Source organism: Brotomerdimonas butyrica (assembly GCF_025567305.1).
Classification (GTDB): domain Bacteria; phylum Bacillota; class Clostridia; order Peptostreptococcales; family Anaerovoracaceae; genus Lentihominibacter; species Lentihominibacter butyricus.
In genome coordinates this window covers 58155-70994 of the sequence record NZ_JAOQJP010000011.1, presented here as the reverse complement: position 1 = coordinate 70994, position 12840 = coordinate 58155, and the positions used below count along the sequence as shown (strand labels likewise).

The 12840-nt window shown below is 50.3% G+C and carries 11 protein-coding genes; 2 read left to right on the top strand and 9 right to left on the bottom strand.

Annotation, left to right across the window (positions count from 1 at the left end; genetic code table 11):
* Nucleotides 1–286 precede the first annotated feature (286 nt).
* The gene (locus OCV59_RS08845) at nucleotides 287–454 is read left to right on the top strand and encodes a nitroreductase family protein (protein ID WP_147594130.1); all 168 of its coding nucleotides are present in this window, start codon (nucleotides 287–289) and stop codon (nucleotides 452–454) included.
* A gap of 365 nt (nucleotides 455–819) precedes the next feature.
* Nucleotides 820–1170, top strand: a complete 351-nt coding sequence (locus OCV59_RS08840; protein ID WP_147594129.1) for a winged helix-turn-helix transcriptional regulator — start codon at nucleotides 820–822, stop codon at nucleotides 1168–1170.
* Between the two features lie 73 nt (nucleotides 1171–1243).
* On the opposite strand, the gene OCV59_RS08835 is transcribed toward OCV59_RS08840, so the two are convergent.
* The 9 genes from OCV59_RS08835 to OCV59_RS08795 form a co-directional block, all read right to left on the bottom strand.
* Complete coding sequence (locus OCV59_RS08835) at nucleotides 1244–5074, bottom strand: PolC-type DNA polymerase III (protein ID WP_262584259.1); 3831 nt, start codon at nucleotides 5072–5074, stop codon at nucleotides 1244–1246.
* Complete coding sequence (gene ispG / locus OCV59_RS08830) at nucleotides 5046–6119, bottom strand: flavodoxin-dependent (E)-4-hydroxy-3-methylbut-2-enyl-diphosphate synthase (protein ID WP_147594128.1); 1074 nt, start codon at nucleotides 6117–6119, stop codon at nucleotides 5046–5048. Before ispG ends, OCV59_RS08835 begins: the two co-directional genes overlap by 29 nt.
* Nucleotides 6120–6242: 123 nt before the next feature.
* Nucleotides 6243–7256 carry an RIP metalloprotease RseP gene (gene rseP / locus OCV59_RS08825; RefSeq protein ID WP_147594127.1) on the bottom strand — a complete coding sequence of 338 codons (1014 nt, stop codon included), beginning with the start codon at nucleotides 7254–7256 and terminating at the stop codon, nucleotides 6243–6245.
* 14 nt (nucleotides 7257–7270) lie between these two features.
* The gene (gene dxr / locus OCV59_RS08820; protein WP_147594126.1) at nucleotides 7271–8419 is read right to left on the bottom strand and encodes a 1-deoxy-D-xylulose-5-phosphate reductoisomerase; all 1149 of its coding nucleotides are present in this window, start codon (nucleotides 8417–8419) and stop codon (nucleotides 7271–7273) included.
* A gap of 49 nt (nucleotides 8420–8468) precedes the next feature.
* On the bottom strand, nucleotides 8469–9260 hold the full coding sequence (locus OCV59_RS08815; RefSeq protein WP_147594125.1) for a phosphatidate cytidylyltransferase: 792 nt from the start codon (nucleotides 9258–9260) through the stop codon (nucleotides 8469–8471).
* Between the two features lie 3 nt (nucleotides 9261–9263).
* A complete protein-coding gene (locus OCV59_RS08810; RefSeq protein ID WP_147594124.1) occupies nucleotides 9264–10055 on the bottom strand; it encodes an isoprenyl transferase in 792 nt (263 codons plus the stop codon).
* A 70-nt stretch (nucleotides 10056–10125) separates the two neighbouring features.
* Nucleotides 10126–10683: a ribosome recycling factor gene (gene frr, locus OCV59_RS08805; RefSeq protein ID WP_147594123.1), complete on the bottom strand. Its 558-nt coding sequence runs from the start codon at nucleotides 10681–10683 to the stop codon at nucleotides 10126–10128.
* Nucleotides 10684–10699: 16 nt separating this feature from the next.
* Nucleotides 10700–11407, bottom strand: coding sequence for a UMP kinase (gene pyrH / locus OCV59_RS08800; protein WP_147594208.1), 708 nt, complete (start codon nucleotides 11405–11407; stop codon nucleotides 10700–10702).
* 174 nt (nucleotides 11408–11581) lie between these two features.
* A complete protein-coding gene (locus OCV59_RS08795) occupies nucleotides 11582–12760 on the bottom strand; it encodes a hybrid sensor histidine kinase/response regulator (RefSeq protein WP_147594122.1) in 1179 nt (392 codons plus the stop codon).
* Nucleotides 12761–12840: the final 80 nt, after the last annotated feature.

Below are 12840 nucleotides of genomic sequence, written 5' to 3'. Positions count from 1 at the left end.
CTTGCGATATATGAATTAAAATCCTATTGAATCGGTTCGCTTCAGAATCACTATCGCTTTCATCCATGTTAAATTTCCCCTCCTCTCAAATGGTATTATTGCGAAGTATAACAAAAGGGCCTGACCTAGTCAATCCGAAAGCAGTAAAAGCTATGTTAAATTTATGTAAACAGGAGTTTAACACGCTCCAGCTGACAATATAGTATGATTGCGTTGCCATCTGCTTGTACTTTTGCATTCAAGGGACTATAATATCAGCAGAATATTTCAGAAAGAAGGCGATACTATGAACGAAATAATAAAATCAATAGAAACCAGACGCAGCGTCAGAAGCTACAAGCCTGACATGATACCACAGGAAATCATAGACAGGATATGCGAGGCAGGCACATACGCCGCTTCAGGAATGGGAAAGCAGTCGCCGCGAAAAAGCGACTATATCTATCATATATAACTGTGCTCGATCATTCGACGATCAGCGATACGATACAGAAAGTAAGACAAAAATATAGCCTTCTATGGTAAATCCACAAATACCATAAAAGGCTATTTTGATATTCGCGACACTCATATCGATGCCGCTGCCATAACGTTATGCAAAAGTGCCGGTCTCTGACCGTCTGCGCTTTGCATCTAACCCTGACCACTCCTTTCTCTGTTCTTATCATAAGCTGTAATTTATAAGTGCGGTTTGTTTAACCACTTGAAATTTGACCTTAACATAATTATACTATAATAAAAGCTTCAAACAAGAACGCACTTTTTAAACAGATACTAACCAATATGACAGGTACTAACCAAAAGGAAAGGAACGAACTAATGAAAGAAGATTGCCAAGTTACATTTATCTGCCCGGTCGAAGCTACAGTAAAACTCATGGGCGGAAAATACAAACCGGTGATACTCTGGAATCTCATATACGGCCCTATGCGCTACAGCGAGATCCACAGGCTGGCGCCGAATGCCACCGACAAAGTCCTTTCACAGCAGCTCAAGGAACTGGAAAGTGACGGACTGATAAATAAAAAGATCTACCCGGAAGTCCCGCCGAGGACAGAATATACTCTCACAGAGTTCGGAAAGAGTCTGTTCCCAGTGCTCAATGCCATGTGCGACTGGGGCAAGGAATACATCAAAGAAAACAATCTCTCATACGGATGCAGTGTATAGACAAAACTGCTGTGCCTGATCTCTCACGATCCGGTACAGCAGTTTTTTATGTATGGCTGAAGCTCTGCAATGCCTACCCGAACAGACTTATCTGCGCCGTCTCCGGCAGTCCGTCAAGCACGCCGTGCTGGCGCAGAGCGTCGATGGCCGACTTGTTGACCTTGCCTCTGTCGCTGACTTCCTCAACTGTCTCGTACGGCCTCCTGTTGTACTCCTCTACGAGAGTCTTCGCTGCGTTCTCACCCATTCCGTCGATGGCAACGAACGGCAGCAGCACCTTTCCATCATGTGCCAGAAAATGCAGGCTGTCCGAGATTCCCAGTCTTGCCGGTTCGAACTCGTAGCCTCTCGCGTACATCTCGTATGCGACCTCTAGGATCAGTATGTCATCCTGCTCCTTTGCAGAAGCGTTGTTGCCCATCGCGACGATCGCGTCGATCCTGTCCAGGCACGCCTTTGGTCCTCTCAGTATCGTATCCGTATCGAAATTCGCCACCGTACTCGAAAAGTAAGTCGCATAGAATTCCACTGGGTAGTATACCTTGTACCATGCCATTCGGAACGACATCATCACATATGCCACCGCATGAGCACGCGGGAACATGTACTGGATCTTTATGCACGAATCTATGTACCAGTCGGGAACGCCGTGCTCTTTCATGACCTTGAGCTGTTCCTCTTTGAGCGGCCTGTTTTTACGCACGTCCTCCATGATCTGGAACGAAGTCTTGTTCTCGATGCCCTTGAGTATCAGATAGTTCATGATGTCGTCTCGGGTCGAGATAACTTCTCTCATCGTAGCAGTTCCGCTTCGTATATAGTCCTGCGCATTGTTCAGCCATACGTCCGTTCCGTGCGAGAATCCCGAAATACGCACGAGATCCGCGAACTTGTCCGGTTTCGTATCGTCGAGCATCTGGCGAACGAAGCCCGTGCCGAATTCAGGGATAGCGTAGCTCCCATGTGTGAATTTGTAGTCCGGATCCTTGATATCCAGCGCCTCTATGCCGTTGAATATCGACAGTACCTTTCTGTCCGTCAGATCGGCCTTCATCGGATCTATGCCTGTCATATCCTGCAGCTGACGTATCATGGACGGTATGTTGTGCCCCAGTATATCCAGCTTGAGCAGGTTCTCATCTATCTTATGGTAGTCGAAATGTGTCGTGATGATATCACTCTTCACGTCATTCGCAGGGTGCTGCACAGGGCAGAACTCATATATCTCATGGTCGTCAGGCACTATGATTATGCCTCCCGGATGCTGTCCCGTCGTACGCTTGACTCCGGTGCATCCCTTCGTCAGACGATCCGCCTCGAACTTGTTTATCGGACGATTGAACTCCTCCGCAAACTTCATCACGTATCCGTATGCCGTCTTGTCCTTTACAGTACCTACGGTACCGGCCTTGAACACGTTTTCTTCTCCGAAGATCTCACCTACGTACTTGTGAGCAGTCGCCTGGTATTCCCCTGCAAAGTTCAGGTCGATATCAGGCTCCTTGTCTCCGTCGAATCCCAGGAACGTCGCGAACGGTATCGTATAGCCGTCTCTGTTCATCGGCGTGCCGCAGTCCGGGCAGTCCATCTCCGGCATGTCTATACCGCAGTCGTACTGCTGCATATCTCCCCATATCAGCTTCTTGCAGTTAGGACAGATATAATGCGGCTCCAGCGGATTTACCTCTGTGATGCCCGCCATCGTGGCCGCAAACGAGGACCCTACCGAACCTCGTGACCCGACCAGATATCCGTCCTGCATCGACTTGTTCACCAGCATCTGTGCTGACACGTACATGACCGCGTATCCGTTGTCAATGATCGACGAAAGCTCCTTTTCGAGTCTCTGTCCGATCTCCGGCGGCAGCGGGTCACCATAGATGCTGTGCGCCTTTTCCATGCAGGTCTGCCTGAGAGTCTCCTCAGCGCCGTCGATCTTCGGCGGGAACTTGCCCTTGGGCACCGGCATGATGCCGTCGTCCACCATATCCGCGATCTTGTTCGTGTTCTCTATCACTACTCTCCTGGCGGTCTCTTCGCCCAGATAGCTGAATTCCTCCATCATCTCATCGGTGGTCCTCAGATAAAGGCCCTGCCCGTTTTCGGCGTCCTTGAAGCCCATGCCCGCCATCAGGATATTCCTGTATATCGCTGCCTCAGGCTCCTTGTAGTGAGCATCAGTGGTCGCAACGACCGGCTTTCCCATCTTATCTGCCAGTGCGACTATCGTCCTGTTGTGTTCACGCAGCTCCTCCTGACCTTTGACCATTCCCTGATCTATCATGAACTGGTTGTTGATGAGCGGCTGTATCTCCAGGTAGTCGTAAAACGACGCGACCTTTTCGAGCTCTTCCTGGCTCTTTCCTGCTGTGACCGCGCGATACACTTCTCCAGCTTCACATGCCGAGCCGATTATCAGCCCCTCTCTGTGCTGCTCGATCACGGATTTCGGCAGTCTCGGCCTCTTGTAAAAATACTGCAGGTGCGAGTACGAAACGAGCTTGTAGATATTCTTCAGGCCCTCCTGTGTCCTCGCGATCAGGATTATGTGGTTCGTCGTTTTTTTCTTGTACTCTATCGTGCCGTCTTCATTGTGACAGTCGGCATCGTCGAACACATATCCTTCCATACCGTATATTATCTTGATGTTCACAGGATTTTCCTTGTCGCCGGCGAGCTTCTTCGCCGTCTTGGCGGCGTCAGGGAAGCTCTGCACCACACCATGGTCGGTGATCGCAACTGCCGGCTGCCCCCACGCGGCTGCAGTCTTTACGAGATCCGCGACCTCGTTGAGACCGTCCATCGCGCTCATCTTCGTATGCGCATGCAGCTCTACGCGTTTCTCAGGATAAGTGTCCTTTCGCTGCTTCTTCGCAACCTTTTCTATGCTGTCGGCCATGATAGTCACGCAGTTGTCGAATCTGTCCCACTGGGCCATTCCCTGTATGCGGACTCCGTCGCCGTCCTTGAGATGCTTCTCTATATCATCCCACTTCTCGTTGAGCACGAACGCCTTGACGCATATGCTCGTGCGCTTGTCCGTGACGAAAAGGCTGGCGAGCTTGCTGTCATTCTTGGTCGTCCTGCAGTCCTTGTTGAACAGCTCTCCCTCTATCACGACATTGCCGCTCTCTGAAGTCACTTCTCCTATCGGTATAGCTCTGTCGGCAACCGGCTCACCCATTATCAGGTTGCCCTTCACAGGCACATAGACATTGCGCCTCCTGCCTCTGAACGGCTTGCCGCCATTGCCTGCCGCGCCATTTGCAGGAAAACCGCCGCCAAAGCCTCCGTCTCCGGAAGACGCCGCAGGTTTTTCCGGTCTGCTGCTCTTCCTGGCCGCCGCGATCTCCTTGTGCTCCTCGTAGACGGTGCGTTCCTTTTCCTCCATCTTCCTGCCGACAGACTTGTATTCCTGCGTATTGTTCTCGAACCTGACCTCCAGATCCATATCGAGGTCTCTTTTCAGCAGCCTGCGGAATTTGTCTGCCACTTCCTTGTTGAGCACATCTACAGACATCTGACCCAGTGCATACACTGTGAGCCTGTCATCCTCGAGCTCCCACCTGTCCGTGTATATCGTCTTGGTGACATGCGCATATCTGCCGTTTACGAGAGCTATCATGTGCCCTATGTACGGACCGATCGCCTCCTCAGGCTTCTGTATCAGATCCTTATATGAAATACTGAGATCTATGCCTTTTATGTCCGGCATCCTGCCCTGCAGCGACCGCCTGAACCTGTCGACCGATTCGTACGGTAGCACAAAATTAAGCTCCGATTCCAGCGACAGCCTTCCTGTTTCGCTGGAGATCACAGCTTTTTTCATCTCAAACCTTATATCTTCTTTTTTATAGTTTCCTATCTTGGAAAAGTCAATCGATTCTTCCAGTATTTTTTTCATATTCCTCCGCCAGTTTTATTATCTCGTCCGCTATCTCTTCTTCGCTGACTGTCTTCAGTATGCTGCCGCCTGCAAAGATCACGCCCTTGCCTTTTCCACATGCGACGCCTATATCCGCACCTTTAGCTTCTCCCGGTCCGTTCACCGCACAGCCCATCACTGCGATCTTGAGATCCCTGACGCCTCTGTCCTGGAGCAGCTCCACACGTCTCTCTATCTCTCCGGCTATGACCTGAAGATCTACTTCGGTACGCCCGCATGTCGGACACGAAACTATCTCTATGCGGTCCTTTCTTATGCCGGTCGCCGCCAGCAGCTCTTTTGCAAAGATCACTTCTTCGACCGGATCGGCAGTCAGCGACACGCGCATCGTGTCTCCTATCCCGCAAAGCAGCAGCGCACCTATTCCTGCAGCTGACTTTACTTTACCTCTTCCGACAGTGCCGGCTTCTGTGACTCCGATATGCAAAGGATATGGCGATCTTTCATCGACGATCCTGTACGCGTCGAAATTCATCTTCACGTCAGAAGATTTAAGAGATATCACGATATCGTCGAAATCGTATTTTTCCAGCAGCGCCACGTTTCTGAGCGCGCTTTCGGCAAGTCCCTCTGCTGTGACTCTGCCGTAATGCTCGAGTATATCTTTTTCCAGTGAACCGGAATTCACTCCCACTCTTATCGGTATCCCGGCTTTCTTCGCCTTTTCCACTACCTGTCTCACGTTTTCTTCAGATCCGATATTGCCGGGGTTGATCCTGATCTTGTCAGCGCCCGCATCTATCGCTCTGAGCGCGAGCCTGTAGTCAAAATGTATGTCGGCAACGAGAGGCACCTGCGCTTTGCGCCTGATCTCGGCAAAAGCGTCAGCTGCATCCTCGTCCGGGACAGCAAGTCTCACTATCTCGCAGCCGGCATCCTCGAGCCGCTTTATCTGATCTACACTTGCATCGACATCAGATGTCGACGTATTCGTCATCGACTGTATCGAGACCGGACTTCCTCCTCCGATCCTGACACCGCCGCAAAATACACTCTTTTTCATGCTGCACCTTCCTTATAAACCGATCCTGCCGGATCGTGACCGGGTGATCGACCGGGTCATCACTTCAGCACCATCTGCTGCTTCCACACGCCGCCGGTGATGGTTTTACCTGCACTGCCGACACTACGAAAACAGCGGAACTATGAATTTCACTATGTCGTTCCACGTCACGAAGACCATCAGGAGCATCAGCAGCACGATGCCGATGAAATGTATCCTTCCTTCCATTTCATCTGTAACACGCTTTCCTGTGATCTTGCGTATCAGCAGGAACAGCAGACGTCCGCCGTCAAGCGCCGGCAGCGGCAGCATGTTCATTATCGCAAGGTTCAGGCTGAGCAGCGCTGACAGATATACGACATAAATGACTCCGGCCTTCGCCGTATCGTTCACCGCGTACACTATACCTACAGGTCCGCTGAGTTCCTTGACTGACACGTCGCCTGTTATCAGCTGTCTGATCGTGTCATACATCATAACCGTCATCCGTCCGGTGTTTTTCACCCCGGTGCCGAACCCGGCTATGACATTGTGTCTTATCTCCGGCTTTATCCCGATCTTCGCTCTTCCTGATTCCTCATCATATTCGGCTGCCGCGGTGATCGAAAGCTCACTGCCGTCTCTAAGCAGTGTTATCTCGACCGCTTCGTCTTTCTTGCCGCCGATCGCTGTCAGTATATCGTTCCAGCTGTCTGTTTTCTTTCCGTCAACAGCTGTTATCTCATCTCCTGCCTGTATCCCGGCCTCATATGCCGGCGAATCATCGAGTACCTGATCGATCACCGTTGTCGCCTGTCCCGACCAGCATGCTATTATGATCATCAGCACTACCGCAGTGACCAGGTTCATGAATGCCCCTGCCGCAAGCACGATGGCTCTCTGCCATGCCGGTTTATTGTTAAAGGCTCTCTCGTCCTCTGAATCCTCGTCCTCACCTTCCATCGCGCAGAATCCGCCGATCGGGAATATCCTCAGCGAATACTGAGTCTCGCCTTTCTGTTTCTTGAAAAACGCAGGCCCCATTCCTATCGCGAACTCGTTTACCTTGATCCCGCAGGCCTTTGCAGCAGCAAAATGCCCGAACTCATGGACAAATATGAGAACGCAGAAAATCAGAATCGCATATATCACAGTCATAAATCATCCTCCTGCTAAAACATATTCCTCATTTTCTCTCTTATTCTTGAGTCTTCCTCCAGTATCCCTTCTATATCGAGATCCTGCACCGGTCTGTGCTCCTCCATCACTTTCACGAGCGTATCCTGGATATCCGTGAATCTTATCTTTCCTTTCAGGAACATGTCGACGAGCACCTCGTTCGCACCGTTCAGCGCTACAGGATAGCTTCCGCCGATCCTGCATGCCTCGTATGCAAGCCCTATCGTCCTGAAGACCTCCGCGTCTGCAGGATAGAATGTCATGCCGTCTTTGAGCGAAAAGAAATCAAGACTCTTCATCGATGACGTCATTTCCATGCGCTCAGGATATGAGAGCGCGTACGCGATAGGCACTCTCATGTCCGGCAGTCCCATCTGCCCTATCACGCTGCCGTCGCAGTATTCGACAGCAGAATGCAGTATGCTCTGCGGGTGCACGACGATCTGTATCTTTTCTGCAGGTATATCGAACAGCCACTTTGCCTCGATCACCTCAAGGCCTTTGTTCATCATCGTGGCCGAATCCACCGTTATCTTCTTTCCCATGGACCAGTTCGGATGCGCCAGAGCCTGCTCCAGCGTCACGCTTTTTAGCTGTTCCGCACTGTATCCTCTGAACGGACCTCCTGACGCTGTTAATATCAGTCTTCTGATCTCATTGCCTGCGCTCCCCTGGATACACTGAAAAACCGCACTGTGCTCGCTGTCCACCGGCAGCAGCTTCACTCCTCTGCGCTTTACAGCATCCATCACGAGCTGACCGCCTACCACAAGCGTTTCCTTGTTGGCAAATGCTATGTCCTTTCCGGCTTCTATCGCAGCCATCGTAGGCTCCAGTCCCCGCATCCCCATAAGGGAATTGACGACCATATCACAGTCCTCCATCGCTGCGATCGCCCTGAGTCCCTCGTCCCCGTGGAAAAACTCGATGCCGCTGTACTTTTTCGAAAGCTCAGCCGCATCCGCCTCCTCGGCCACGCATACGGCAGCCGGAGAAAGCTCCTCTATCTGCCTGCACAGCAGCTCTATGCTCTTCGAGCACGAAAGCGCCGCTACAGAAAATCTGTCTCTGTTTCCTGATATAACATCAAGGCACTGGGTCCCTATCGAACCCGTACTGCCCAAAATCGAAATCCTTTTCATAAAAAGTCCGCCTCTGCAATAAACACATCAATACCGGGCAGGCGCTGTTTTACGCCATGTATCCCATCACAAGCACTATGTAGTAATAAACCATAGGACCTGTGAACAGCACGCTGTCGAATCTGTCGAGTATGCCGCCGTGTCCCGGGATCAGATTGCCGTAGTCCTTGATACCCATCTTTCTCTTGAATATAGACGCTGTAAGGTCTCCGAACTGTGAAACTGTGCCGCCGAGCACACCTATAACCAGACAGTGCACCAGCACGTCCGGCATGAAGAACCAGCCAAACAGTCCGCTCAGTATAACGCTTCCGAGTATGCCGCCGATCGATCCCTCGATAGTCTTTTTAGGGCTTATCTTCGGGCACAGCTTGTGTTTTCCGAGAAGGTATCCGCTGAAATACGCCATGATATCGGTCCCGAATGCCGTGATGACTATCAGCCATACCATGAGGCTGTAGTCAGTCCTGTCGACTAGCGTCACATGGAACGAAAAGAACACGACATAAAATATGCCGGTGATCGTCGCCATCGCATCCTCGAGCTTCCTCTCCTCTATCTTAAAGAGGTACAGCAGGCTCGCCAGAACGACTCCGAAGAACCACAGCATGTACCATTCCCTGTGATCCCCGCCGAAAAGCTCCACAGCATAAAGCGCTACAGCCGCCACGCATGCCACGGGATAGCTCGGCTTTACACCTATCGCATGGAATCCGTTATAAAACTCTCTTACTCCCATAAGCCCTATACAAAGGCATGCCGCGAACAGCACATACCCTCCAAAGTACAGTATCGCCAGTAGCGGGACCATCACCAGTCCCGATAAAACTCTGGTTTTCATATCCTATCTACCTCCGAATCTTCGTTCTCTGCTCTGATAGTCGGCGATAGCCTTTTCATACTCTTCAGGAGTAAAGTCAGGCCACATCACCTGAGGAAAAACAAGCTCGCTGTACGCGCTCTGCCACAGCAGGAAATTGGAAAGGCGCAGTTCTCCGCTCGTCCTTATGATGAGCTCAGGATCCGGAACGTCTGCATGCAGCTTTCCGGTCGTCAGTTCATCGGATATCATCTCGTCCGTGATATCCTCCGGCGCGAGCTCCCCGCACTGCACTTTCTCGCTGATCGCCTGCACAGCTCTCCTTATCTCGTCTCTGCCGCCGTAATTCAGCGCGATGTTGAACTGGAGTCCCGTATTGTTCTCCGTGTCCTTCAGCGTGCGCTCAAGACTTTTCACCGCGTCTGCCGGCAGCTTCGTATAATCTCCGAGCACTCTTACACGCACGTTGTTCTCCACCAGCTCTCTGAGATCGCTGTTCACGTACGTCACCAGCAGCTTGAATATCCCGGACACCTCTGCTACCGAGCGTTTCCAGTTTTCCGTGGAAAAAGCGTACACAGTAAGATATTTTATCCCCAGCTTGTCCGAATGATCCACTATTTTTTTCATCGCCTTCATTCCGGCATTGTGTCCTGCCAGTCTCGGCAGTCCTCTTTTCTTTGCCCATCTGCCGTTGCCGTCCATGATTATCGCAACGTGCTGAGGCATTCTTTCTCTGTCAAGCATATCTAAAAATCCCGTATGTTTCCTGTTTTTCGTAAAAATTTGCAAATAGATGTGACTGTTCGGCCACATCTATTGTCTCTCTTCATTATACTTAAAAGCTAAAAGCTGTCTGCGCATGCATCTGCACCGCGCGCCGCCTTTACACTTCCATGATTTCCTTTTCTTTTGCTTCAACGATAGCATCGATGTCTTTTACAGCCTTGTCGATGATCTTCTGGATCTCGTCAAGAGTGCTCTTTGCATCGTCCTCTGTAAAGTCGCCGGCTTTCTCCATCTTCTTTACCTTGTCGTTGGCTTCTCTTCTGAGGTTTCTTACAGCTACCTTGTCATCCTCACCGAGCTTCTTCACTACCTTTGTGAGTTCCTTTCTTCTCTCCTCTGTTACCTGAGGGATCTGAAGTCTTACCACTTTACCGTCGTTTGCAGGTGTGATACCTATGTTTGCCGCATTTATTCCCTTTTCGATCTCAGGGATGCTCTTCGGATCGAAAGGTGATATCAGCAGAGTTCTAGGTTCAGGGACCGATATGTTAGCGAGAGCCTTGAGCGGTGTAGGTGTTCCATAGTATTCCACCATCACTTTGTCGACCAGCGCTGCATTGGCACGGCCTGCTCTTACTGTTCCCATTTCTTCTTTCAGTACGTTCAAACTTTTTTCAATTTTGGCTTCCAGGTTCTTTAAGTCAAAATCACTCATTTTCTTTCCTCCAATTTTATTTAACGATCGTTCCTATTTTTTCGCCGCATACCGCTTTCATGACATTTCCCTCGTCAGCCAGTGCGAACACGTGGATGGCGATGTTGTTGTCTCTGCAAAGCGATGCAGCTGTGGAATCCATTACTTTCAGGTCCTTCTCGAGCACTTCGCGATGTGTGAGCGAATCGAACTTCACTGCATCCGGATTCGTCTCCGGATCATCTGAATATACAGCGTCGACTTTCTTCGCGAGCAGTATCACTTCCGCGTCTATCTCAGCTGCTCTTAGAGCGGCTGTCGTATCTGTCGAGAAGAACGGATTCCCCGTGCCTGCACCGAATATCACGACTTTGCCGTGATCGAGGTGGCTGATGGCTTTTCTTCTCACGTACGGTTCAGCGACCTCACGCATCTCTATCGCGGACTGCACTCTCGTAGGTATGCCTTCCGCTTCAAAAGAATCCTGCAGCGCCATAGCATTCATCACCGTAGCCAGCATTCCCATATAGTCCGCTGTAGCTCTGTCCATGCTCTTGCTGGTCCTGCCGCGCCAGAAGTTGCCGCCTCCGACTACTACTGCGACCTGTACGCCCATCTCTGTTACTTCTTTTACCTGAAGGGCTACTTTTTTCAGCATGTCTTCATTGATCCCGAAATGATCATCGCCCGCTAAGGCTTCTCCGCTGATCTTAAGCAGCACTCGCTTATATTTTGCCTTCATAATCAACTCCTAATAAAGCCCATACTATCACCGGGCAGTCTAATAAATCATATCATGCATAGTATAACACAAATCACTGCGCTGTGCTACAATCAATGGCACAAAAAACAGACTGTCCCCGCAGACCGTGATGCGTTCGCGGCCATCCGGCAGGTACAGCCTGTCTTCTCATCTTTTCTATTTTCTGTCGTCTATCCATGTCTTCAGGACATCCAGCAGCTTTTCTCTTTTAAGCGGCTTGGTGACATAATCGTTCATCCCGACCTTGTCAGCCTCTGCCTTATCATCTGCGAATACGTTTGCTGTCATTGCGATCACAGGTACATCACGATCCGTACGGTTGAGTCCGCGTATCATCATAGTAGCCTGATATCCGTTCAGCACAGGCATTTCGATATCCATCAGTATAGCTTTGTAAAATCCCTCTTCCGAATCCATGAACATGTCTACTGCCGTTTCTCCGTTGTCGGCAGTCCGCGTTTCGTAGCCGAGCTCTTCCAGATATGTAACGAGTATCTCGCGGTTGTCCAGTCTGTCTTCAGCCACAAGAACGATTTTCTTTTCCCTGAGCTTCATCCTTGCCTGCTGCCTGAATTCCTCTATGTTATCTATCTTCTTGCTGCCTTCTGCAACCTTGAACTCGAGTTCAGCCGTCACACACGTGCCGGCACCCTCCATACTGCTTATATGTATCTCTCCGCCAAGCGCGTCCGTGATCTTTTTCACTATCGACATGCCGAGACCGGATCCGAGGATGCCCTTCGCCGCCGCTTCTTCTCCTCTGACAAACGGTTCGAAAACATGCTCCAGCAGTTCCGGAGACATCCCTATACCGTTGTCTCTGCACAGGAACTCGTACGTTACCGCATCAGGGTCCGGATTTTCCTTTTCGCACACTCTGACCTCGACAAAACCGCCGTGCGGAGTATACTTTATCGCATTGGTACCCAGATTTATCATGATCTGTATCACACGGCTGTAATCTCCGATTATACAGCGGTTCATCACCTCCTTGTCAGATACCCTGAAAACTATGCTCTTTTCAACAGCCATAGGTTCCAGCATATCGTTCAGTTCGACCATGAGGTCTCCTATATCGAACTGCTTCTCGTGAAGTGTCAGCTTTCCCTGCTCTATCCTGTTTATGTCCAGGACCTTATTGACCATTTCGGTGATAAGATCCCCGGCCACACTTATTTTGTAAAGGCACTCCGCGACTTTCTCCCTGTCGTCTATATGATGTCTTGCGATGTCGCACATGCCTACTATCACATTCAAAGGCGTCCTTATTTCATGTGACATGTTTGAAAGAAATTCGGTCTTTGCCATATTTGCTCTTTCTGCTTCATTCTTCATATGTATCCCCAAACATCAGCTTTGTTCAAAACTATAATTGATTCCAATACATATTTTATATTCAAAACCGGATTTATACA

What these genes read in the sequence shown, in the direction of transcription:
- OCV59_RS08840 (WP_147594129.1), top strand. Translation starts at nt 820, where the DNA reads ATGAAAGAAGATTGCCAAGTTACATTTATCTGCCCGGTCGAAGCTACA.
- dxr (WP_147594126.1), bottom strand. Translation starts at nt 8,419, where the DNA reads ATGAAAAGGATTTCGATTTTGGGCAGTACGGGTTCGATAGGGACCCAG.
- rseP (WP_147594127.1), bottom strand. Translation starts at nt 7,256, where the DNA reads ATGACTGTGATATATGCGATTCTGATTTTCTGCGTTCTCATATTTGTC.
- OCV59_RS08795 (WP_147594122.1), bottom strand. Translation starts at nt 12,760, where the DNA reads ATGAAGAATGAAGCAGAAAGAGCAAATATGGCAAAGACCGAATTTCTT.
- OCV59_RS08815 (WP_147594125.1), bottom strand. Translation starts at nt 9,260, where the DNA reads ATGAAAACCAGAGTTTTATCGGGACTGGTGATGGTCCCGCTACTGGCG.
- ispG (WP_147594128.1), bottom strand. Translation starts at nt 6,119, where the DNA reads ATGAAAAAGAGTGTATTTTGCGGCGGTGTCAGGATCGGAGGAGGAAGT.
- OCV59_RS08845 (WP_147594130.1), top strand. Translation starts at nt 287, where the DNA reads ATGAACGAAATAATAAAATCAATAGAAACCAGACGCAGCGTCAGAAGC.
- OCV59_RS08810 (WP_147594124.1), bottom strand. Translation starts at nt 10,055, where the DNA reads ATGTGGCCGAACAGTCACATCTATTTGCAAATTTTTACGAAAAACAGG.
- OCV59_RS08835 (WP_262584259.1), bottom strand. Translation starts at nt 5,074, where the DNA reads ATGAAAAAAATACTGGAAGAATCGATTGACTTTTCCAAGATAGGAAAC.
- frr (WP_147594123.1), bottom strand. Translation starts at nt 10,683, where the DNA reads ATGAGTGATTTTGACTTAAAGAACCTGGAAGCCAAAATTGAAAAAAGT.